Below are 25447 nucleotides of genomic sequence, written 5' to 3'. Positions count from 1 at the left end.
GCGTGACGCCACCGCGGCCGGTGCGCCCTGCGCGCATGCCCTCACATACCTCTGGAGGTACCCCCATGTCCCGTCGTGACGGCGACGTCCTTCCCCTGACCGCGGCCCAACGGGAGATCTGGCTCGCCGAGCAGAGCTCGCCGACCCCGATCCCCGGCTACCGCGTCGGCGAGTGCCTGGAGATCCACGGGCCGGTCGACCCGGAGCTGTTCGAAACCGCACTGCGCCGGGTGGTGGACGAGGTCGACGCCCTCCACGTCACCTTCGCCGACGAGGGCGACGGCCCGCACCAGATCCTCCGCACGACCTGGGACTGGGCGCCGGCGCACCTCGACTTCGGGGCGGAGCCGGACCCCCGGGCGGCAGCCCGTGCCTGGATGGAGAGGGACCTCGCCCGCCCGCTCGACCTGTCCCGCGATCCGCTGTTCGGCCACGCGCTGATCCGGCTGTCGCCCACGGAATACTTCTGGTACCTGAACTACCACCACGTGGTCCTGGACGCGATCAGTGCCTCCATGGTCCGACAGCGCGTCGGCGAGGTGTACTCGGCGCTGGCCGACGCCGACGCCGTCCCGCCCAGCCCCTTCGGCGCGCTGCGGGACCTGGTCGACAGCGACGCCGACTACCGCGCCTCCGACGCCTTCACGGCCGACCGCGCCTACTGGAACGAACGGTTCTCCGACCTGCCTGCGCCGACCCGGCTCACCCACACCTCCGCGACCGACCCGCATCAGGTCCTGCGCGTGGCCGGGGAGCGGGAGCTGAGGGACCCGGAGGCGCTTCGGGCGGCCGCTGACCGGGCCGGGGTCAGGTGGTCCCGGCTGGTGATCGCGGCGACCGCGCTCTACGCCCACCGGCTGAGCGGCGCCCGGGACGTGGTCCTCGCCCTGCCCGTCACCGCCCGCCGGGGTTCCGGCCGCGACCTGATGTCCGTGCCCGGCACGATGTCCAACGTGGTGCCGCTGCGACTGACCGTGCGGCCGGACATGCCGTGGGGCGAGCTCGTGGCCCAGGCGGCGCACGAGGTCGAGGCGGCCGTCGCACACGAGCGGTACCGCAGCGAGGACCTGCTGCGCGACCTCGGCGCAGCAGGCGGCATCGGCACGGCGTTCCCGCTGATCGTCAACATCATGGCCTTCAACGCCAGGCCCACCTTCGCCGGGCACCCCGCTTCGGTGCACCACTTCGTCTCCGGCTCGACCACCGACCTGGCCGTCTGGCTGTTCGACTACCGGGACGGCAACCCGCCCCTGCTCAGGCTGCACGGCGCGCCGGAGGCGTACGGCGACGACGATCTCGCCGCACACCAGGAACGGCTGCTCGCCCTGCTCGACGCGGTCGCGGACCTCGACCCGGCCGCAGCAATCGGCGGGGTCGGCCTGCTCACCGCGGATGAGCACGACGCGCTCGCGGCGCTGGGCACGGGCGCCGCCGCGCCGGCCCGCACCGAGACGCTGCCGGAGCTGTTCCGGGAGCAGGTGCGGAGCACTCCGGATCTGACGGCGCTCGTGTGCGGCGATGTGTCGTTCTCCTACGCGGAGTTGGACGCGCGCGCGAATCGTCTGGCCCATGCGCTGGTGGCGCGCGGGGCGGGCCCGGAGCGGTTGGTCGCGGTGGCGTTGCCGAGGTCGGCCGAGCTGGTGGTGGCGATCCTGGCGGTGCTGAAGTCGGGTGCGGCGTACGTGCCGGTGGATCCGGAGTATCCGGCCGCGCGGATCGCGTACCTCCTGGACGACGCCCGGCCCGTGCTGACGGTGACTGATGCGCGTACCGGACGGAAGCTCCCGGAGAACTCGGGCGACCCGTTGGTGCTCGATGACCCCGGGACATCCGAACTGATCGAGAGGTGCCCCGACACCGACCCGGCGGTGTCGGTCGACGCCGGTCACGCCGCCTACGTCATCTACACCTCGGGCTCCACCGGCCGCCCCAAGGGCGTCGTCGCCACACACGGCGGCCTGGCCGATCTGCTCACCGACCACCAGCACGCCCTGTTCGCGCCTCTCTTGAAGAGCCGGCAGCGGCTGCGCGTGGCGCTCACCACCTCGGTGTCCTTCGACGCCTCCTGGAACCAGTTGATGGCCCCCTTCGCGGGCCACGAGCTGCACGTCCTGGACCACGCGACCTGGACCGACCCGGAGGCATTCGTCGCCTACGCGGCAGACCGCGGACTGGACTACATCGAGGCCACCCCCTCGTACCTCCAGGACCTCGTCTTCCAGGGGCTGTTGTCCGACGCGCGCCGCCGCCCGGCGCTGGTCGCGGCCGGTGGCGAGGCCGTGCCGCCGCAGCTGTGGGAGCGGTTGCGGGAAGCCGAGGACACACACGGCGTCAATCTGTACGGACCCTCCGAGTGCACGGTCAACTCGGTGACGGCAGCAGTGGCGTCGAGCCCGCACCCCGTCATCGGCCGGCCCGTCACCAACGCCCGGCTGTATGTGCTGGACGCTGCGCTGCGGCCGGTGCCGGGTGGTGTGCCGGGTGAGCTGTACATCGCGGGTCAGGGTCTGGCGCGCGGCTACCTCGACCGTCCGGGTCTCACCGCTGGACGGTTCGTGGCGGACCCGTACGGCCCGGAAGGTACGCGCATGTACCGCACGGGTGACCTGGTGCGCTGGAACCCGGAGGGCAGCCTTGAGTTCCTGGGCCGTACGGACGACCAGGTGAAGGTGCGCGGATTCCGCATCGAGCTCGGCGAGATCGAGGCCGTCCTCGCCGAGCACGACGCCCTCGCACGTACCGCCGTCATCGTGCGTACCGAGGACGAGCCCCGACTCGTCGCCTACGTCGTGCCCGCCGCCGGACAGGACGTCCAGCCGGACGCACTGCGTGCCCGGCTCCGCGACCGGCTGCCCGCGCACATGATCCCGTCGGCGTTCGTCGTGCTGGACGCCCTGCCGCTGACCCCGAACGGCAAGCTGGACCGGCGCGCCCTCCCGGCCCCGGGGCACCGGCCCACCGCGCCGGGCCGCGCCCCGCGCAGCGCGGTCGAGCACCTGCTCGCCGGGCTGTTCGCCGAGGTGCTGGGCATCGACCAAGTCGGTCTCGACGAGAACTTCTTCGACCTCGGCGGGCACTCCCTGCTCGGCACCCGGCTCATCGCCCGGACCCGGTCCGTGCTCGGCGTGGAACTGCGCCTCAGCGACCTGTTCGACGCGCCGACGGTGGCCCGGCTGGCGGCCAGGGTGGACGCGGCCGGCCAGGCGCGCCCGGCCCCGGCCCGGCGCGAGCGGCCCGAGACCGTACCGCTGTCCTTCGCGCAGCGCCGGCTGTGGTTCCTGCACCGGATGGAGGGCCCCAGCGCCACGTACAACATCCCGCTGGCGCTGCGGATGACCGGGAGCCTGGACGAGCGAGCCCTGGAAGCCGCCCTGGCGGACGTGGTCGAGCGCCACGAGACCCTGCGCACGGTCTTCCCGGCCGTCGCCGGTGTGCCGTGCCAGCGGGTACTGGACCCCGACACGGCCCGCCCCCGGCTCCGGATGACCGAGACCGGGGCGGACGAGCTGCCCGCCCGGCTGGCCGAGGCGGCGCGGCAGGGCTTCGAACTCTCACACGAACCGCCCCTGCGCGCCGAGCTGTTCCGGACCGGAGAGGACGAGCACGTACTCCTGCTCGTCGTCCACCACATCGCCGGGGACGGCTGGTCGACAGGCCCGCTCGCGCGGGACCTGGCGACCGCCTACGCGGCCCGCAGCGAGGGCGCGAAGCCGCAGTGGACGCCGCTGCCGGTCCAGTACGCCGACTACACCCTGTGGCAGCGCGAACTGCTGGGCGACGGCGGCGACCCCGACAGCCTGCTCAACACCCAGCTCACCCACTGGCGCCGGCGGCTGGTGGGCCTGCCCGACCAGATCGAGCTCCCCTTCGACCGGCCCAGGCCCGAGGCGATGTCCTACCGCGGCGCGCAACTGCCGGTGTGCGTCGACGCGGAGCTGTCCGACAGCCTGCGCGCCCTCGCCCGTGACGGCGGGGCCAGCCTCTTCATGGTCCTCCAGGCCGGACTGGCCGCGCTGCTCGGCAAGCTGGGCGCGGGCACTGACGTGCCGATCGGCACACCCGTCGCGGGACGCACCGACGACGCCCTGGACGACCTCGTGGGTTTCTTCGTCAACACACTGGTGCTGCGCACCGATCTGTCCGGCGACCCGACGTTCACCGAACTCCTCGCCCGGGTGCGCTCCGAGGCACTGGCCGCCTACGCCCACCAGGAGATGCCGTTCGAGCACCTGGTGGAGGCGCTGAACCCGTCCCGGACCCTTGCGCACCACCCCCTGTTCCAGACCATGCTCACCCTTCAGAACACACCGTCCGGCACCTTCGACCTGCCGCGGCTGCGCGTCACCTCCGAACTGGTCCCCACCGGAACGGCCAAGTGCGACCTGACCTTCGTGCTGGCCGAACAGCCCGGCGGGGGCGGTCTGACGGGTGTGGTGGAGTACAGCACGGACCTGTTCGACGCCGCCACCGTCACCGGCATCGTCGAGCGCTGGCTGCGGCTGCTGCGCGCCGTCGCCGCCGACCCGGGCCGCCGCATCGGCCGGGTGGACGTGCTGTCCGACGACGAACTCCGGGTGCTGCTGCCGGCCGGCCGGTCCGCGGAGCCGGGGCGGCACAGCCTGCCCGCGCTGTTCGAACGGCAGGTGCGCGCCGATCCCGACGCCGTCGCCCTCACGGACGGCGCAACGACCCTCACGTACGGCGGACTGAACGCCCGCGCCAACCGGCTGGCGCACGCCCTGATCGAACGGGGCGTCGGCGCCGAGCAGTTGGTGGCGCTGGCGCTCCCGCGCTCGGCGGAGCTGGTCGTGGCGGTGCTCGCGGTGCTCAAGGCGGGAGCGGCGTATGTGCCGGTCGACCCGGAATACCCCGCCGCGCGGATCTCCTACCTGCTCCAGGACACCCGGCCCGCACTGGTCCTGACCACCAGTCAGTTCGAGGCGGGCGACGCGGAGCGGCTGCTCCTGGACACCGCCGACCTGGACGGGCTGCCCGACACCGACCCCGGGGTCGCCGTCGACCCGGCCCACGCCGCCTACGTCATCCACACCTCCGGCTCCACCGGCAACCCCAAGGGCGTCGTGATCCCGCACCACAACGTGGTGCGTCTCTTCGACACCACGCGCGAGCGGTTTGCCTTCGGCGCCGACGACGTGTGGACGCTGTTCCACTCCTACGCCTTCGACTTCTCGGTCTGGGAGCTGTGGGGACCCCTGCTGCACGGCGGCCGCCTGGTGGTCGTGGACCACGAGACCAGCCGTTCGCCCGGCAGGTTCCTGGACCTGCTCGCCCGCGAGCGGGTGACGGTGCTCAACCAGACGCCGTCCGCCTTCTACCAGCTGATGCAGGCCGACGCCGAGGACCCGGAGACCGGGCGCCGCCTCGCCCTGCGCACGGTGGTCTTCGGCGGCGAGGCCCTGGAGCACGCCCGGCTCGCCAGCTGGTACGAGCGCCACCCGGAGGACGCGCCGCGCCTGGTCAACATGTACGGCATCACCGAGACCACGGTGCACGTCACCCACGCGGACCTCGGCCGGTCCGCCACCACCCCCGGCGACATCGGCACCCCCCTCCCCGATCTTTGCGCGTACGTCCTCGACGCCGGCCTGCGCCCGGTCGCCCCGGGCGTCCCCGGCGAGCTGTACGTCGCGGGCGCCGGCGTGGCACGCGGCTACCTGAACCGGCCAGGACTCACCGCCGGGCGCTTCGTGGCCGACCCGTACGGACCCGCGGGCTCACGCATGTACCGCAGCGGTGACGTGGTGCGCAGGGCGGCGGACGGCACCCTGCGCTACGTCGGCCGCGCCGACCACCAGGTGAAGGTGCGCGGTTTCCGCATCGAGCTCGGCGAGATCGAAGCGGCCCTGGCCACACACCCGGACGTCGCGCAGGTCGCCGTCCTCGCCCGGCAGGACCGGGCCGACGACACCCGGCTCGCCGCCTACCTCGTACCCGCCGCCGATGCGGCACCGGACCCGGCCGGTCTGCGCGCGTACCTGCGGGAGCGGCTGCCGGAGCACATGGTCCCCTCGGCGTTCGTCGCGCTGGACGCCCTGCCGCTGACCGTCAACGGCAAGCTGGACCACCGCGCCCTGCCCGCCCCCGACTTCGCCCCGGCGACCACGTCCCGCGCACCGCGCACCGCCCAGGAGCGCATCCTGTGCGAGCTGTTCGCGGAGGTCCTGGGCGCCCCGTCGGCCGGTGTGGACGACGGCTTCTTCGACCTGGGCGGGCACTCCCTGCTGGCGACCCGCCTCGCCGCCCGCATCCGCGCCACGCTCGGCGTCGAGATGCCGCTCCGCACGCTCTTCGAGGCCCCGACCCCGGCGGCACTGGCCGCCGCCCTGCGCGCCGCCGGCCCGGCCCAGACCGCCCTGGCGCGCCGTGAGCGCCCCGCGACCGTCCCACTGTCGTTCGCGCAGCGCCGCCTGTGGTTCCTGCACCAGCTGGAAGGCGAGGGCGCGAACTACCACATCTCCCTGGCCTGGCGGCTCTCCGGCGACCTGGACCGGCGGGCCCTGGAGGCCGCCGTGGCGGACCTCGTCGCCCGGCACGAGAGCCTGCGCACCGTGTTCCCCGCGGTGGACGGCGTCCCGCACCAGCGCGTCCTCGACGTGGCCGACGCCCGCCCGTGCCTGCCCCCGCGCCGGACCACCGAGGCCGAACTCCCGGCCCTGATGGCGGCGGCGAGGGACCGGCGGTTCGACCTGGCCGTCGACATGCCGCTGCGCGCCGACCTCTTCGCACTGGCGCCGGACGAGCACGTCCTCCACCTCGTGCTCCACCACATCGCGGGCGACGGCTGGTCGCTGAGCCCCCTCGCGCAGAACCTGACCGACGCCTACGCGGCACGCGTCCGCGGCGAGGCCCCTCAGTGGGCGCCGCTTCCCGTCCAGTACGCCGACTACACCCTGTGGCAGCACGAACTGCTCGGCGACTCCGCCGACCGGGACAGCCTGCTCGCCGGACAGGCCGACTACTGGAGGCGGCAGCTCACCGGTCTCCCGGAGCTGATCGAGCTGCCCGCGGACCGGCCCCGCCCGGCGGTCGCCTCGCACCGGGGCGGCTCCGTGCGCGCCGGCCTCGACGCCGAGCTGCACCGGCGACTCAGCGAGCTCGCGCGCGCCCACGGGACGAGCCTGTTCATGGTGCTCCAGGCGGGCCTGGCGGCGCTGCTGACCAAGCTGGGGGCGGGCGACGACATTCCCGTCGGCAGCCCCGTGGCAGGCCGGACCGACCAGGCGCAGGACGAGCTGATCGGCTACTTCGTCAACACCCTCGTCTTCCGCACCGACACCTCGGGCGACCCGACCTTCGCCGAGCTGCTGGACCGGGTCCGGGACACCGCGCTCGCCGGATACGCCCACCAGGACGTGCCGTTCGAATACCTGGTCGAGACGCTCAACCCGTCCCGGTCCCTCGCGCACCACCCGCTGTTCCAGGTCATGCTGGTCCTCCAGAACGCGCCCCGGGCCGACTTCGCGCCGCCCGGGCTGCACGTGGAGGACATGCCGTCGGCTTCGGCCACGGCCAAGCTGGACCTGATCTTCACCTTCGCCGAGCGGCACGCGGCGGACGGCTCCCCGGACGGGCTCGACGGGGCCGTCGAGTACGCCGACGACCTCTACGACCCGGCCACGGTCGAGACGATGATCGCCCGCTGGGAGCGGCTGCTCCGCATCGCGGTCGCCGACCCCCGGCAACCGCTCAGCCGCCTCGACCTGCTCACGGCCGACGAGCACGACGCGCTCGCGGCGCTGGGCACGGGCGCCGCCGCGCCGGCCCGCACCGAGACGCTGTCGGAGCTGTTCCGGGAGCAGGTGCGGAGCACTCCGGATCTGACGGCGCTCGTGTGCGGCGATGTGTCGTTCTCCTACGCGGAGTTGGACGCGCGCGCGAATCGTCTGGCCCATGCGCTGGTGGCGCGCGGGGCGGGCCCGGAGCGGTTGGTCGCGGTGGCGTTGCCGAGGTCGGCCGAGCTGGTGGTGGCGATCCTGGCGGTGCTGAAGTCGGGTGCGGCGTATGTGCCGGTGGATCCGGAGTATCCGGCCGCGCGGATCGCGTACCTCCTGGACGACGCCCGGCCGGTCCTCACGGTGACCGACGCCCGCACCGCGGAGAGGCTTCCGGAGGAGACCGGAAACCGGTGGGTGATCGACGCCCCGGAGGCGGTCGCGGAGCTCGGAAGCCGTCCCGGCACCGACCCCATGGCGGCGGTCGATCCGGCTCACCCCGCCTACGTCATCTACACCTCCGGGTCCACCGGCCGCCCCAAGGGCGTCGTCGTGACGCACACCGGCGTGGTCAACCTGTACGCCAACCAGGGCCCGCTGGTCTCACCGACCGGGGAGCGGCTGCGCGTCGGGCTCACCACGTCCGTGTCGTTCGACGCCTCCTGCGACCAGTTGTTCGCCGTGTTCGCCGGGCACGAGCTGCACGTTCTGGACGAGGCGACCTGGACCGACCCGGCGGCCTACCTCGCGTACGCCGCGCGGGCCGGGCTGCACACCATCGGCGGCACCCCGTCCTACCTGCACGTCCTGGTCGAACACGGACTGCTCGACCATCCCGGCTGGAGCCCCGCCCTCGTCGCGCTGGGCGGTGAGGCCGTGCCCGGACCGCTGTGGGAGCGGCTGAGTGCCGCCGACGGGGTGCGTGCCCTCAACTACTACGGACCGTCCGAGTGCACGGTCGACTCGGTCGTCGCGCCCCTGGCGTCCAGCCCGCGCCCCGTGATCGGCCGCCCGATGGGCGGCGCCCGGCTGTATGTGCTGGACGCTGCGCTGCGGCCGGTGCCGGGTGGTGTGCCGGGTGAGCTGTACATCGCGGGTCAGGGTCTGGCGCGCGGCTACCTCGACCGTCCGGGTCTCACCGCTGGACGGTTCGTGGCGGACCCGTACGGCCCGGAGGGTACGCGCATGTACCGCACCGGCGACCTGGTGCGCTGGAACCAGGAGGGCAGCCTTGAGTTCCTGGGCCGTACGGACGACCAGGTGAAGGTGCGCGGATTCCGCATCGAGCTCGGCGAGATCGAGGCCGTCCTCGCCGAGCACGACGCCCTCGCACGTACCGCCGTGGTGGTCCGCAAGGGCGGCGCGCAGCTCGTCGCGTACGTGGAACCCGCCACCGGGGCCGTGCCGCGGACCGAGGAGCTGCGGGCGCATCTGCGCGAGCGGCTGCCCGAATACATGGTGCCGTCCGTCTTCGTGCTGCTCGACGCGCTGCCGCTGACGCCGAACGGCAAGCTGGACCGGCGCGCGCTGCCCGAGCCCGACGCCGCCACCACGGCCGGGCGGGCGCCGCGTACGCCCGAGGAACACGTGCTGGCAGGGCTGTTCGCCGAAGTGCTGGGGGTGCCACGGGTCGGCGCCGACGACGACTTCTTCGACCTCGGCGGACACTCCCTGCTCGCCACCCGGCTCGTCGCCCGCGTCCGCGCGACGCTGGGCGTGGAGCTGGCCCTGCCCGCCCTGTTCCGCACGCCGACCGTCGCCGGACTGGCCGCCGGGCTGGGCGCCGCCGGCCGGGCCCGTCCCGCACTGGAGCGGGTGGACCGGCCCGAACGGGTGCCGCTCTCCGCCGCCCAGCACCGCCTCTGGTTCCTGCGCCAGCTGGAGGGCGCCGAATCCGTCTACAACATGCCCCTCGCCTGGCGGCTCACCGGCCGGCTGGACCCCGTGGCCCTCGAAGCGGCGCTGGGCGACCTTGTGGACCGGCACGAAACCCTGCGTACGGTCTTCCCCGCCCAGGACGGGGTGCCCTGCCAGCACGTGCTGGCCGCCGGAGAGGCACACCCGGCCCTGCGGGTGGCACCGGCCGACGCGCGGACCCTGCCGGAACAGCTGACCGGGGCCGCCGCGCGCGGCTTCGACCTCGCCACCGAACCGCCCCTGCGCGCCCAGGTGTTCGAGATCGCCGCGGACGAGCACGTGCTGCTCCTCGTCATGCACCACATCGCCGGTGACGGCTGGTCGCTCGGTCCGCTGGCCGCCGACCTGGCCACCGCGTACGCGGCCCGCGTCCGCGGCGAGGCCCCGGAGTGGGCGCCGCTTCCCGTCCAGTACGCCGACTACACCCTCTGGCAGCGCGAACTGCTCGGCGACGCGTCCGACGAGGACAGCCTGCTTGCCCGCCAGACCGACTACTGGACCCGGACGCTCGCGGGCCTGCCGGAACAGATCCGGCTCCCCGCCGACCGCCGGCACCCCGCCACCCCGTCCAGCGCCGGCGGCCGGCTCGCGATCGAGCTGGACGCGGAGCTCCACGCCGGACTGGTCCGGCTGGGGCGTGAGCACGGCGCCAGCGTCTACATGGTGCTCCAGGCCGCCCTGGCGTCCCTGCTGGACAAACTCGGGGCGGGCAAGGACATCCCGGTCGGCAGCCTCATCGCAGGCCGCACCGACCAGGCCCTCGACGACCTCATCGGGTTCTTCGTCAACACACTGGTCCTGCGCACCGACACCTCGGGCGACCCCACATTCGCCGAACTCCTGGGCCGCGTCCGGGAGAGCGCGCTCGGCGCCTACGCCCACCAGGACCTGCCGTTCGAACAGGTCGTGGAGGCGCTGAACCCGGCCCGCTCCCTCACCCGCCAGCCGCTGTTCCAGGTGCTGCTGGCCCTCCAGAACGTGCCCCGCACCGACTTCGCGCTGAGCGGTCTGGCCACCGAACCCGTGCTGGTCGGGACGCCGACCACGATGTTCGACCTCGGCTTCCACCTGTTGGAGCGCGGCGGCCCCGGTGCGTCCGAGGGCATCGCCGGGCGCGTCGAGTACAGCACCGACCTCTTCGACCCCGCCACCGTGGAAGCGCTGGTGGCCCGCTGGCTGCGGCTGCTCGCGGCGGTCGTCGCCGAGCCCGGGCTCCCGCTGAGCCGGATCGACGTCCTCACCGCCGGTGAACGGCACGAGCTGCTGGCCGCCCGCAACGACACGGCCCGCCCCGCCGCCGACGCCACCCTGCCGGCACTCTTCGAGGAGCGGGTCCGGGCCACCCCGGACGCCCCGGCCGTGGTCTTCGAGGACACCGTGCTCTCGTACGGCGAGCTGAACCGCCGGGCCAACCGCCTCGCCCACGCCCTGATCGCGCGCGGGGTGGGCCCCGAGCAGGTCGTCGCACTCCAACTGCCGCGCTCCGCCGACCTGGTGGTCGCGATCCTCGCCGTGCTCAAGACCGGCGCCGCCTACCTGCCGGTCGACCCGGACTACCCGGCCGCCCGCATCGCGTACATGGTGGAGGACGCGCGCCCGGCCGTGGTGCTCGACGACCTCGCCGCCGTGACCCCGTCCGGCACGCTGCCGGAGCACGACCCTGAGGTGTGCGCGGACCCGCGCCACCCCGCGTACGTCATCTACACCTCCGGCTCCACCGGCCGGCCCAAGGCCGTCGTCATGCCCGCCGCCGCACTGCTCAACCTGCTGGCCTGGCACCACCGGACCGTCGGCGGCGAACCGGGCACGCGCACCGCGCAGTTCACCGCGACCAGTTTCGACGTCTCCGTGCAGGAAGTGCTGTCCGCGCTGCTGTACGGCAAGACCCTGGTGGTGCCCACCGACGAGCAGCGCCGTAGCGCCGAACTGTTCGCCCACTGGCTGGACCGCCACCGCGTCGAGGAACTGTTCGCGCCGAACCTGGTCATCGAGGCGCTGGCCGAGGCCGCCGAGGAGGCCGGTCACGACCTGCCGCACCTGCGGCTCGTCGCCCAGGCCGGGGAGGCGATGCGGCTGAACGGTGCCGTACGCCGCTTCGCCGCCGGGCCCGGCCGGGTGCTGCACAACCACTACGGGCCCGCCGAGACCCACGTCATCACCGCCTACGCGCTCCCGGCCGACCCCACCGACTGCCCCCAGCCCGTGCCGATCGGCCGCCCGGTCGACAACTGCCGGGTGTACGTCCTGGACGAGGCCCTGAGCCCGGTCGCCCCCGGCGTCCTCGGCGAGCTGTACCTCGCCGGTGCCGGGCTAGCCCGGGGCTACCTCGACCGGCCGGGCCTGAGCGCCGGACGCTTCGTCGCCGACCCGTACGGGCCCGCCGGCACGCGCATGTACCGCACCGGCGACCTGGTGCGCTGGGGAGCCCACGGCGAGCTGGAGTTCGCGGGCCGGGCCGACCACCAGGTGAAGGTGCGCGGCTTCCGCATCGAGCCCGGCGAGATCGAGGCCGAGCTCACCGCACACCCGGGCGTCTCCCAGGTCGCGGTGCTCGCCCGGGAGGACCGGCTCGTCGCCTACGTCGTCCCGGCCGACCCCGCCGCGACGACCCCCGCCGCGCTCGCCGCCCATCTGGGCGACCGGGTGCCGGACCACTTGGTGCCGTCCGCGTTCGTGCTGCTGGACGGGCTTCCGCTGACGCCGAACGGGAAGCTGGACCGGAAGGCGCTGCCCGCTCCGGACGCCGCGTCCACGGGGGGCGGCCGGGCGCCGCGCACCCCGCAGGAGCAGATCCTGTGCGAGCTGTTCGCCGACGTCCTGGGCCTCGCCCGGGTCGGGGCCGACGACGACTTCTTCGCGCTGGGCGGGCACTCCCTGCTGGCCACCCGGCTCGTCTCGCGGGTCCGGGCGGCCCTCGGGATCGAGCTGGAGCTGCGCGCCCTGTTCCGCACCCCGACACCGGCGGGCCTGGCGGCCGGGCTGCACGACGCCGGCACCGCGCGCCGCGCGCTCGTGCCCCGGCCCCGGCGCGAGATGCTGCCGCTGTCGTTCGCCCAGCGCCGTCTCTGGTTCCTCCAGCAGTTCGGGGCGCCGAGCGCCACCTACCACATGCCGCTGGCCCTGCGGCTCTCCGGAGACCTGGACCGGGACGCGCTCGGCGCCGCCCTGGCCGACGTGATGACCCGGCACGAGACCCTGCGCACGGTGTTCCCGCACACCGGTGGCATCCCGCACCAGCGCGTGCTGGACACCACCGAGGCAGGCATCCCGCTGACGGTGCGCCCGGCCGGCGAGTCCGAGGTGCCCGCACTGCTGCGGGACGCCGCGGTGCGAGGCTTCGACCTGACCACCGAAATCCCGCTGCGGGCCGAGCTGTTCGCGGTCGCGCCGGACGAGCACGTGCTGCTCCTCGTCATGCACCACATCGTCGGGGACGGCTGGTCCATGGGCCCGCTGGCCCGCGACCTGGCCACCGCCTACACGACCCGACTGAGCGGCGCGGCCCCGGAGTGGCCGCCCCTGCCGGTCACCTACGCCGACTACACCCTGTGGCAGCACGAGATCCTCGGCGACGAGGACGACGCCGACAGCCTGTTCTCCCGCCAGGTCGCCTACTGGCAGCGGGAGCTGGCGGGACTGCCGGAACAGCTGCACCTCCCGGCCGACCGGCCGCGTCCGGCCGTCATGTCGTACGCCGGTGATGTGCTGGAAATCCGCATGGACGCAGAACTCCACGCATCCCTGGCGGAGTTGGCGCGGCGGTCCGGAGCGACCCTCTTCATGGTGTTGCAGGCGGGGTTGGCGGCGTTGTACACGCGGTTGGGTGCGGGGACGGACATCGCGATCGGGAGTCCGATCGCGGGGCGTACCGATGAGGCGTTGGACGATCTGGTCGGGTTCTTCGTGAACACGTTGGTGTTGCGGACGGACACGAGTGGTGATCCGGGTTTCGGTGAGCTGCTGGGGAGGGTGCGGGAGACGGCGTTGTCGGCGTACGCGCATCAGGACGTGCCGTTCGAGCACCTGGTAGAGGCGCTGAACCCGGCCCGGTCGCTGTCCCACCACCCCCTCTTCCAGACCGGTCTCGTCGTGCAGAACGCGCCGGGCGGCGCCTTCGACCTCCCCGGCCTCCGGGTCTCCGCGATGCCCGTGCTCACCGGCACCGCGCGGCTCGACCTGACCTTCGGGTTCGCGGAGGAGTACGGCCCCGACGGCGAGCCGGCCGGCCTCAGCGGCGCCGTCGAGTACAGCACCGACCTGTTCGACCGCGCCACGGTCGAGGCGCTGGCCGCCAGGTGGTTCAGGCTGCTGGCCGAGGCGGTCGCCGCGCCGGAGCGCCCGATCGGTGCCATCGACCTGCTGTCCGCCGAGGAGCGCGGCGAACTGCTGCCCGCCGTGGCGGACGAGGCGGCCGGGGCGAGCCTGCCGGAGCTGTTCGCGGTCCGGGTGGCGGCGACACCGGACGCGCTCGCGCTCGTCTGCGGCAGTGCCGGGCTGACGTATCGTCAACTCGATGCCTGTGCGAACCGTTTCGCTCATGCGTTGATCGCGCGTGGGGTGGGTCCGGAGCGGGTGGTGGCGGTGGCTCTGCCGAGGTCGGTGGAGTCGGTGGTCGCGGTTCTGGGTGTGCTGAAGGCGGGTGCGGCGTATCTGCCGGTGGACCCGGCGTACCCGGAGGCCCGGATCGCGTACATGCTTGATGACGCGCGTCCGGTGCTGGTGGTCGATGACCCGGCGATGGTGTCGGAGGGTGACTGGCCGGAGACCGACCCGCGGGTCGTGGTCGATGTGCGCCACCCGGCGTACGTCATCTACACCTCCGGCTCGACCGGCCGCCCCAAGGGGGTCGTCGTCAGCCATGCCGGAGTGTCGCGGCTCGCGGTGGTGCAGGCCGACCGGCTCGGTGTGGCGGCGGGGAGCCGGGTGCTCCAGTTCGCCTCGCCCAGCTTCGACGCGTCGTTCTGGGACCTCTCCAGTGCGCTGCTCACCGGCGCCGCGCTCGTCCTCGCCCCCGCCGACGCCCCACTGGACGCCCTGACCGACCCCGGGCTCGCCGTCACCCATGTGACCCTGCCGCCCTCGGCCCTCGCCGCGCTCGGCGACGCCGAACTCACGGCCTCCACCCTGGTGGTGGCGGGGGAGGCGTGCTCGCCGGAGCTGGTGGCGCGGTGGGCGCCCGGACGCCGCATGATCAACGCGTACGGCCCGACGGAGACCACCGTCTGCGCGACCATGAGCGACCCGCTGCCCCCCGGCACCGGTGTGCCCCCGATCGGCCGCCCCGTCGCGGACTTCCGGACCTATGTGCTCGACGAACGGCTGCGCGCCGTGCCGCCGGGCGTGACCGGTGAGCTGTACGTGGCCGGGCCCGGCCTGGCGCGCGGCTACCTGGGCCGCCCCAGCCTGACGGCGGGACGCTTCACCGCCTGCCCGTTCGGTCCGGCGGGCGCACGGATGTACCGCACCGGCGACCTGGTCCGGCGCCGCGCCGACGGCGAGCTGGAGTACGCAGGCCGCGCCGACCAGCAGGTCAAGGTCCGCGGCTACCGCGTCGAGCCCGGCGAGGTCGAGGCCGCGCTCGCCGCACACCCCGGCGTCGCCCAGGCCGCCGTCGTGGCCCGGGACGACCGGCTCGTCGGCTACGTGGTCCCGCTGCCCACCGCGGCCGTACGCCCGGAGGAACTGGCCGCCCACCTGCGCGAGCGGCTGCCGGACTACCTGGTGCCGTCCGCGTTCGTGCTGCTGGACGGGCTTCCGCTGACGCCGAACGGGAAGCTGGACCGGGCGGCGCTGCCCGCTCCGGACGTCGCGTCCACGGGGGGCGGCCGGGCGCCGCGCACCCCGCAGGAGCAGATCCTCGCCGAACTGTTCGCCGAGGTCCTCGACGTGCCGCGGGTCTCCGTGGACGACGACTTCTTCGAGCTGGGCGGACACTCCCTGCTCGCCACGAGGCTGGTCGCCCGGGTGCGCTCGGTGCTCGGGGCGGAGCTCGGGCTGCGCGCCCTCTTCCAGACGCCCACCGTGGCGGGCCTGGCCGGGGCGCTGGCGGCGGCCGACGGGGTGCGCCCCGCGCTCACCCGCTACGAGCGGCCCGACGCGGTGCCGCTGTCCTTCGCCCAGCGCCGCCTGTGGTTCCTGCACCGCATGGACGCCACCGCGGCCACGTACCACATCCCGCTGGCGCTCCAGCTGACCGGAACGCTCGACCGGGGCGCCCTCGAGCGGGCGCTGGAGGATGTGGTGACCCGGCACGAGAGCCTGCGCACGGTGTTCCAGGAGGTCGACGGCGTACCCTGCCAGCGCCTGCTGGAAGCGGACGGTGTCCGGCTCCGGGTGCGCCCGGCCGGGGTGCCGGCGGACGAACTGCCGCGGCTGCTCGCCGAGTCCGCCCGCCGGCCCTTCGACCTGTCGGCCGAACCGCCCCTGCGGGCCGAGCTGTTCGCGGTCGCGCCGGACGAGCACGTGCTGCTCCTCGTCATGCACCACATCGCCGCCGACGGCTGGTCCACCGGGCCGCTCGCCCGCGACCTCGCCGAGGCATACGCGGCACGCTGCGAAGGCGGGACGGCGGACCGGCCGGAACTGCCGGTCCAGTACGCCGACTACACGCTCTGGCAGCGCGACCTGCTCGGCGACGCGGACGACCCGGAGAGCCGGTTCGCCGAACAACTCGACTACTGGAAGCGGCAACTGGCCGACCTGCCGGAACTGCTTCCGCTGCCCACCGACCGGCCGCGGCCGGCCGTCGCCGGATGGCAGGGCGACCACATCGGCCTGGAACTCGACGCCGGACTGCACCAGGCGCTGGTGGAACTGGCCAGGCGAACCGGAACCAGCCTGTTCATGGTGTTGCAGGCGGGGTTGGCGGCGTTGTACACGCGGTTGGGTGCGGGGACGGACATCGCGATCGGGAGTCCGATCGCGGGGCGTACCGATGAAGCGTTGGACGATCTGGTCGGGTTCTTCGTGAACACGTTGGTGTTGCGGACGGACACGAGTGGTGATCCGGGTTTCGGTGAGCTGTTGGGGCGGGTGCGGGAGACGGCGTTGTCGGCGTACGCGCATCAGGACGTGCCGTTCGAGCACCTGGTCGAGGCGCTGAACCCGGCCCGGTCGCTGTCCCACCACCCCCTCTTCCAGACCATCCTGGCCGTCCAGAACGCCCCCACCGGCAGCTTCTCGCTGCCCGGCCTGGACGTCACGACCTACGCGGTGGCGACCGGCACCGCCAAGTTCGACCTCGGCGTGAGCATGGTCGAGCAGTTCCGCCCGGACGGAACCCCGGCCGGGATCGTCGGCGCCGTCGAGTACGCCACCGACCTGTTCGACCGCACCACGGTCGAGGCGCTGGTCCGGCGCTGGACGCTTCTGCTGAAGGCCGTCACCGCCGACCCGGAACAGCCGATCGGCGACATCGACCTTCTCGACGCCGACGAACGGCACCTGCTGCTGGAACGCGACAACGCGACCACCCGTGACGTCGGCGCGGTCCCGTTGCCCCGGGCCTTCGAGGCCCAGGTGGCGGCGGCACCGGACGCGCTCGCGCTCGTCTGCGGCGACGAACGCCTGACGTATCGTCAGCTCAATGCCCGTGCGAACCGTTTCGCTCATGCGTTGATCGCGCGTGGGGTGGGTCCGGAGCGGGTGGTGGCGGTGGCTCTGCCGAGGTCGGTGGAGTCGGTGGTCGCGGTTCTGGGTGTGCTGAAGGCGGGTGCGGCGTATCTGCCGGTGGACCCGGCGTACCCGGAGGCCCGGATCGCGTACATGCTGGACGACGCGCGTCCGGTGCTGGTGGTCGATGACCCGGCGATGGTGTCGGAGGGTGACTGGCCGGAGACCGACCCGCGGGTCGTGGTCGATGTGCGCCACCCGGCGTACGTCATCTACACCTCCGGCTCGACCGGCCGCCCCAAGGGGGTCGTCGTCGGACACGGTGGTGTGGCCAGCCTGGTCGCCGGACAGATCGACCGCTTCGCGGTCCGGCCCGACAGCCGGGTCCTCCAGTTCGCCTCGCCCAGCTTCGACGCCTCCGTGTCGGAAATCTGCACGGCCCTGCTCGGCGGCGCCACCCTCGTGCTGCCCCCGGCGGCCGGGCCCCTCGCCGCACTCACCGACCCGGACCTCGGCATCACCCATGTCACGGTGCCGCCGTCCGTCCTCGCCGCCGTGCCGGACGGCACCGTGACCGCGTCGACGCTCGTCGTGGCCGGTGAGGCGTGCTCGCCGGAGCTGGTGGCGCGGTGGGCGCCCGGACGCCGCATGATCAACGCGTACGGCCCGACCGAGACCACCGTCTGCGCGACCATGAGCGAGCCGCTGACCCCCGGCACGGGTGCGCCCCCGATCGGCCGGCCCATCGCCAACGCCCGGGCGTACGTGCTGGACGGCCGCCTGCAACCGGTGCCGCCCGGCGTCACCGGGGAGCTGTACGTGGCGGGCGCGGGCCTCGCCCGGGGATACCTCGACCGGCCCGGGCTGACGGCGGGCAGGTTCGTCGCCTGCCCCTTCGTCCCCGGCGAGCGCATGTACCGCACCGGAGACCTGGTCCGGCGCCGCGCCGACGGCCAGCTGGAGTACGCCGGCCGCGCCGACGACCAGGTGAAGGTCCGCGGCTTCCGCGTCGAGCCCGGCGAGATCGAGACCGCGCTCGCCGCGCACCCCGCCGTCGCCCAGGCCGCCGTCGTCGCCCAGGACGACCGGCTCGTCGGCTACGTCGTCCCGCACCAGGACACGGCCCGGGACAGCGGCCTCGAGGCGGATCAGGTGGGGGAGTGGCAGGACATCTACGACGCCCTGCCCATCGCCCCCGACACGGCGCCCTTCGGGGACAACTTCGTCGGCTGGAACAGCAGTTACGACACGCGTCCCATCCCCGAGGAGCAGATGCGGGAATGGCGGGACGCCACCGTGGCCCGCATCCTCGGCCTCGGCCCCCGCCGGGTGCTCGAAGTCGGTGTCGGCACCGGCCTGTTGCTCTCCCGGATCGCGCCCCACTGCGACAGCTACTGGGCGACCGACTTCTCCGCCACCGCCATCGACGCCCTGACCGCCCAGGTCGCCCGCGAGGAACGGCTCACCGGGCGGGTGGTGCTCCAGACCCGTCCGGCACACGAGACCGACGGGCTGCCCGCCGGGGCGTTCGACACCATCGTCATCAACTCGGTGGTGCAGTACTTCCCCTCGGCGGACTATCTCGCCGACGTCATCGGCAAGCTCATGGCGCTGCTCGCCCCCGGCGGCACGCTGTTCGTCGGAGACGTACGCAACCTGCGCCTGCTGCGTCCCTTCGCGACCGCCGTCCAGCTGCACCGCACGGGTGACGACGCCGACCCGGCCGCCGTACGCCGTGCGGTGGAGCAGGCCGTCAGGGTGGAGAAGGAGCTATTGGTGGACCCCGACTTCTTCACCGCCCTGCGCGAGCACGGCGCGGACATCGGCGCGGTGGCCGTCGAGATCAAACGCGGCCGCCACCACAACGAACTGAGCCGCTACCGCTACGACGTCACCCTGCACAAGGCACCGGCGACCCCGGAACCCGCGCCCAGGACGGCCGAGTTGGCCTGGGGGCGGGACATCGCCGGCCCCGACGCCCTGCGCGACCTGCTCGCCGAACCGCCCGCCGGCATCCTGCGGATCACCGGGGTCCCCAACCGCCGCGTCGCGCGGGAAGCCGCCCTGGCCCGCGCCCTGCACGAGGGGGACGAACCGATCGCGGAGCTGCTGGCGCGCCTGCACGCCCCGGAGGAGGAGAACGGCCTCCCCGACCCCGAGGACTTCCACGCCGTCGGACAGGAGGCCGGCCGCGCGGTGTCCGTCACCTGGTCGGCCACCTCGGACGACACCATGGACGTGGTGTTCGCGGCGCCGGGCACATCCCAGGGCTCCCCGGTCGATCACCGCCCGGCCGGGCCCGTCGGCCGCCCGCTGTCCTCGCTGACCAACCGCCCGACCGGCAGCCGGAGCACCGGCGCCCTCCTCGGCGAACTCCGCGACTGGCTGCGCGAACGGCTCCCCGACTACCTGGTCCCCTCGGCGTTCGTGGCGCTGGACGCCCTGCCGCTGACCGCCAGCGGGAAGCTCGACCGGCGCGCACTGCCCGCACCCGGCCTCGGCCCCGCCGTGGGCGGACGGGCACCCCGCACCCCGCAGGAGCAACTGCTCACGGAGCTGTACGCCGAGGTGCTCGGGCTCGCCCAGGTCGGCGTGGACGACAGCTTCTTCGACCTCGGCGGGCACTCGCTGCTCGCCACCCGCCTGGCCTCCCGGGTCCGGGCGACCCTCGGCGCGGAGCTGGAGGTCCGCACCCTCTTCGAGACCCCCACCCCGGCCGGTCTGGCGGCCCGCCTCGACGGGTCCGGAGCGGCGCGCCCCGCGCTGACCGCCCTGCCCCGCCCGGAACGCGTGGAGCTGTCCTTCGCCCAGCGCCGCCTGTGGTTCCTGCACCGGATGGAGGGGCCGGGCGCCACGTACAACATGCCGCTCGCGCTGAGCCTGACCGGCGGCCTCGACCGGGCCGCCCTGCACGCCGCGCTCGCGGACGTCATCGCCCGGCACGAGAGCCTGCGCACGGTGTTCCGCGAGACCGACGGCACCCCGCACCAGGTCGTACTGGACCCGGAGCGGGCGCGCCCCGAGCTGCCCGTCACGGAACTGGACGAAGGCGCGCTGCCCGGACGCCTGGCCGAAGCCGCCCGGCGCGGTTTCGACCTGGCGACGGAGCCCCCGGTCCGGGCCGAGCTGTTCGCGCTCGCCCCCGACCGGCACGTGCTGCTCGTCGTCGTGCACCACATCGCCGCCGACGGCTGGTCCATGGGCCCGCTCTCCGCCGACCTCGCGACCGCGTACGCCGCCCGCTGCCGCCACGAGGAGCCGGGCTGGTCCCCGCTGCCCGTGCAGTACGCCGACTACACCCGCTGGCAGCGGGACCTGCTCGGCGACGCGGGCGACCCGGACAGCCTCTTCGCCCGGCAGCTCGGCTACTGGAAGGACGAGCTCGCGGGCATCCCGCAGCAGCTCCAGCTCCCCGCCGACCGGCCCCGGCCGCCCGTCGCCTCGCAGCGCGGCGACCGGGTGGTCGTCCGGCTCGACCCCGAACTGCACCAGGCCCTGCGCGACCTGGCCGCCGAACGCGGCGCCAGCATGTTCATGGTGCTCCAGGCCGGACTCGCCGCCCTGCTCACCCGGCTCGGCGCCGGAACGGACATCCCCATCGGCAGCCCGATCGCCGGCCGCACCGACCAGGCGCTGGACGAGCTCGTCGGCTTCTTCGTCAACACGCTCGTCCTGCGCACCGACACCAGTGGCGACCCCGGCTTCGCGGAACTCCTCGGCCGGGTCCGGCAGAAGGCGCTCACCGCGTACGACCACCAGGACGTGCCCTTCGAATACCTGGTGGAGGTGGCCAACCCGGTGCGGTCACTGGCCCACCACCCGCTCTTCCAGGTCATGCTGGCCCTCCAGAACGCGCCGCTGGGCGACTTCGCCCTGCCCGGCCTCGAAACGGGCCACCTGGAGGCACCGACCGGGACCTCCCGCGTCGACCTCACCTTCAGCCTGGCCGAGCAGTTCCGGCCGGACGGCGGCGCCGACGGACTCGTCGGCGCGGTGGAATTCGCCACCGACCTGTTCGACGCCGGCACCGTGGAGCTGCTGTTCGAGCGCTGGGCCCGGTTGTTGCGGGCGGCGGTCGCCGAACCGGACCGGCCGCTCAGCCGCATCGACGTCATGTCCGACGCCGAACGCCAGCGGCTGCTCCACACGTTCAACGACACCGCCGCGGAGCTCCCCCCGGACGCGTTGCCGGCGCTGTTCGCCCGTCAGGTGCGCGCCACCCCGGACGCCGTCGCCGTCGTGGCGGGCGGCACCGAGCTGACCTACGCGGAACTCGACCGGCGGGCGGACACGCTGGCCCGGGCCCTGATCCGCCAGGGCGTCCGGCCCGAGACCCCGGTCGCCGTCATGCTCGACCGCTCGGCCGACCTCGTCGTGGCGCTCCTGGCCGTCATCAAGGCGGGCGGCGCCTACGTCCCCCTCGACCCGCGCTTCCCGGCCTCCCGCATCGACCTGATCCTGCGGGAGAGCGGCGCCGTGCTCGTCCTCACCCGGGAGGTGTTGGCAGCGCTGGAACAGTCCGGACACCACGAGCCGGGCGCCGTGGAAGTTCCGTGCGAACCCGGGCAGTTGGCGTACGTCATGTACACCTCCGGCTCGACCGGGCTGCCGAAGGGCGTGGCCGTCACCCACCGGGACGTGGTGGGCCTCGCGTTGACCCCCGAGTGGCGCGGCGGCGGCCACGAGCGGGTGCTGATGCACTCCCCGACCGCCTTCGACCTCTCCACCTACGAACTGTGGGTGCCGCTGCTCAGCGGCGGCCGGATCGTCGTCGCACCCCCCGGACAGCTCGACCTCGACCTGCTCCAGCACACCGTCGCCGCGCACGGCGTGACGGGGCTCTGGCTGACCGCCGGGCTGTTCCGGCTCGTCGCCGAGGAACGCCCCGCGCTGCTCGCCGGAGTGCGCGAGGTGTGGACCGGCGGTGACGTGGTCTCGCCGGCCGCCGTCGCCCGGGTGCTCGCCGCCTGCCCCGGCATCGAGGTTGTCAACGGCTACGGACCCACCGAAGCCACCACCCTCGCCACCCGCCACCAGGTGCGCGGCCTCCCGGAGAACGCCGCGACGGTGCCGATCGGCGGCCCGATGGCGAACATGCGCGCCTATGTGCTGGACGACCTGCTCCGCCCGCTGCCCGCCGGCCTGGTCGGCGAGCTGTACCTCGCGGGTACGGGGGTGGCGCGCGGCTACCTCGGCCGTCCCGGCCTCACCGCGGAGCGCTTCACCGCCGACCCGTACGGGCCCGCCGGAAGCCGCATGTACCGCACCGGAGACCTCGCGTCGTGGCGCCCCGACGGCACGCTCGACTTCGCCGGGCGCGTCGACCACCAGGTCAAGCTGCGCGGCCAGCGCATCGAGCCCGGCGAGGTCGAAGCCGTCCTCGCGGGCTGCCCCGGTGTCGCCCAGGCGGCCGTCGTCGCCCGCGAGGACCGGCCCGGGGACAAGCGCCTCGTCGCCTACCTGGTGCCCGCGCCCGACGCCGTGCCGGAGACCGCCGAGCTGTCCGGCCGGCTGCGCCGCGAACTGCCGGACTTCATGGTCCCGGCGGCCTTCGTCACCGTGTCCGCCCTGCCGCTCACCGCCAACGGCAAGCTGGACCGGGCCGCCCTGCCCGCCCCGGACTACGGCGTGTCGGGCGCGGGGCGCGGGCCCCGGACCCCGCAGGAGCAACTGCTGTGCGGGCTCTTCGCCGAAGTGCTGGGACGCGAACACGTGGGCATCGACGACGGCTTCTTCGACCTGGGCGGACACTCGCTGCTGGCCGCCCGGCTGGCCGCTCGCGTCCGGGAGACCCTGGGCCTGGAGCTGGGGCTGCGGATGCTGTTCGAGGCGCCGACGGTCGCCGGGCTCACCGAACGCCTCGCCATGAACAACCCGGACGACGCGCTCGACGTGATCCTCCCGCTGCGTTCGACCGGGACGGAGACCCCGCTGTTCTGCGTCCACCCCGGCGGCGGCATCAGCTGGTCCTACAGCGGTCTGCTGGGCCACATCGGCCCGCAGCACCCGGTCTACGCCATCCAGGCGCGCGGCCTCGGACGCCCCGAGCCGCTGCCGGAGTCGTACGAGGAGATGGCGGCCGACTACGCGGACCACGTCCAGAAGATCCAGCCGCAGGGACCGTACCTGCTGCTCGGCTGGTCCGCGGGCGGGCTGATCGCCCACGCACTCGCCTGCGAGCTGCGGGCGCGCGGCGAACGGACCGCCCTCCTGGCCGTCCTCGACGCCTACCCGGTCAAGGACGTCCGGTTCGAGGACGAGCCCGTGCCCACCGTGCGGGACGTGCTCGTCGGCGTGCTCGACGTCGACCCGGCCGAGCTGGGCGACCGCGAGATCACCTACGCGGAGGTCGCCGAGGTGCTGAACCGGCGCGGCAGCGCCCTCGCCGGGCTCAACGAGCGGCAGGTCGAGGTCATCGTCGACATCATGATCAACAACGCGAAGCTGGCGGTCGACTTCGTCCCCGGCCGCCACGACGGCGACCTGCTGCTCTTCAACTCCACGATCGACCGGGCCCAGGACGACGCCGGACCGGACGTCTGGCGCCCGTACGTCACGGGCCGGATCGAATCCCACGAGATCACCACCCGGCACGACCAGATGACCCGGGCCGGTTCGCTGGCCCAGATCGGACCGGTCCTGGCCGCCAGGATCGCCGAGGCCACCGGCGACGCCGGTGACATCACCCTTTCCCCTCAGGAGGACTGACCTATGACCAACCCCTTCGACGACCAGGACGGCACCTTCCTCGTCCTCGTCAACGACGAGAACCAGCACTCGCTCTGGCCGCAGTTCGCCGACGTCCCCGCCGGCTGGACCGTCGCCCACGGCCCCGACACCCACGCCGCCTGCCTGGAGCACATCGAACGGAACTGGACCGACATGCGGCCCAAGAGCCTCGCCGAAGCCATGGACGCCCAGGGATAACGCGGCCGACATGACCTCCACCGACACCCTGGCCGGGGCCCGCGACACCGCGGGCCCCGCCCCGGTCCGTGACCTCGGCGCCGCCCTGCTCGCCCCCGAGGCCCGGCGCGACCCCTACCCGCTCTACGCCCGCATGCGACGCGAGGACCCGGTCCACCGAAGCCCCCAGGGCGTCTGGTACCTCACCCGGTACGCCGACGTCGAGGCGGCGCTGGGCGACCTGCGGCTGTCCAACGACCGGGACAGGATGACCCGGGCCTACACCGCGCTCGGTGGCGACCTCAAGGAGTTCAGCCGGCTCACCGACCGGCTCGGCCGGGTGATGAGCAACACCGACCCGCCGGACCACGCGCGGCTGCGCAAGCTCGCCAACCGGGCGTTCACCGCCCGCCGCGTCGAGGCCCTGCGCGACCGCGTCCAGTACCTCGTGGACCGGCTCATCGACGAGGCGGTCGCCGCCGGGCCGGAGATGGAGCTGATCGAAGCGGTCGCCTCCCCGCTGCCCATGGCCGTCGTCTGCGAGCTCTTCGGCATCCCCGAGGACGACCTGCCGCGGGTCAAGGGCTGGTTCAGCCGCTTCGGCCGGCTCAGCGAGGACATCGCCGAGTCCGAGAAGGCGATCGACCAGTACGAGGACTACCTGTCCGGGCTCATCCAGGAGCGCCGCCGCCGACCCGGCGACGACCTGATCAGCGCCCTGGTCGCCACCCAGGCCCACGACGACCGGCTCACCGACTCCGAACTGCTCTCCACCTGCTTCGTCCTCATCACCGCGGGCGACGAGACCACCACGCACCTCATCACCAACGCCGTCCACGCCCTGCTGCGCCACCCGGACCAGCTGGCCCGACTGCGCGAGGACCCCGGGCTCATGCGCGGCGCCGTCGAGGAGCTGGCCCGCTACGACACGGTGACCCAGGCCATCGTGAGGGTCGTCGCGCAGGACCTGGAGATCGGCGGACGGACCCTGCGCGAGGGCGAGTTGGTGTACCTCTTCCTCGGCGCCACCAACCGCGACCCCGAACGTTTCGACGACCCCGACCGGCTCGACCTGACCCGCCCGGGAAACCGGCACCTCAGCTTCGGCCACGGGCCCCACTTCTGCCTCGGCGGCCCGCTCGCCCGGCTCCAGACGGAGGTGGCCGTCGGCACGCTGGTGCGCCGGCTGCCGGGGCTGCGGCCCGCCGAAGGGGCGGAGCCGTCCTGGCGGCCCAACCCGCTGCAACGACGGCTCAGCGCCCTCCGCCTCACCTACTGAC

3 protein-coding genes are annotated in these 25447 nt (G+C 73.8%); all 3 read left to right on the top strand.

Features of this window, described 5'->3' with window-relative positions:
• Window positions 1-65 precede the first annotated feature (65 nt).
• From AB0L33_RS15025 to AB0L33_RS15015, 3 genes are read left to right on the top strand one after another with little or no spacing between them, the layout of a single operon-like run.
• The gene (locus tag AB0L33_RS15025) at window positions 66-23969 is read left to right on the top strand and encodes a non-ribosomal peptide synthase/polyketide synthase (protein ID WP_365681341.1); all 23904 of its coding nucleotides are present in this window, start codon (window positions 66-68) and stop codon (window positions 23967-23969) included.
• A 3-nt stretch (window positions 23970-23972) separates the two neighbouring features.
• Entirely contained in the window at window positions 23973-24188 is a 216-nt protein-coding gene (locus AB0L33_RS15020; RefSeq protein WP_365681339.1) for an MbtH family protein, read from the top strand.
• Window positions 24189-24198: 10 nt separating this feature from the next.
• Complete coding sequence (locus AB0L33_RS15015) at window positions 24199-25446, top strand: cytochrome P450 (RefSeq protein ID WP_365681337.1); 1248 nt, start codon at window positions 24199-24201, stop codon at window positions 25444-25446.
• The last annotated feature ends 1 nt before the right edge of the window (window position 25447 follow it).

The organism is Streptomyces sp. NPDC052299 (genome assembly GCF_040679335.1).
Classification (GTDB): domain Bacteria; phylum Actinomycetota; class Actinomycetes; order Streptomycetales; family Streptomycetaceae; genus Streptomyces.
Note: the sequence above shows the minus strand (reverse complement) of the source record. Positions and strands in the feature narration are given on the sequence as shown.

Coding starts and splice junctions, on each gene's coding strand:
- AB0L33_RS15025 (WP_365681341.1), top strand. CDS start 66: ATGTCCCGTCGTGACGGCGACGTCCTTCCCCTGACCGCGGCCCAACGG.
- AB0L33_RS15020 (WP_365681339.1), top strand. CDS start 23,973: ATGACCAACCCCTTCGACGACCAGGACGGCACCTTCCTCGTCCTCGTC.
- AB0L33_RS15015 (WP_365681337.1), top strand. CDS start 24,199: ATGACCTCCACCGACACCCTGGCCGGGGCCCGCGACACCGCGGGCCCC.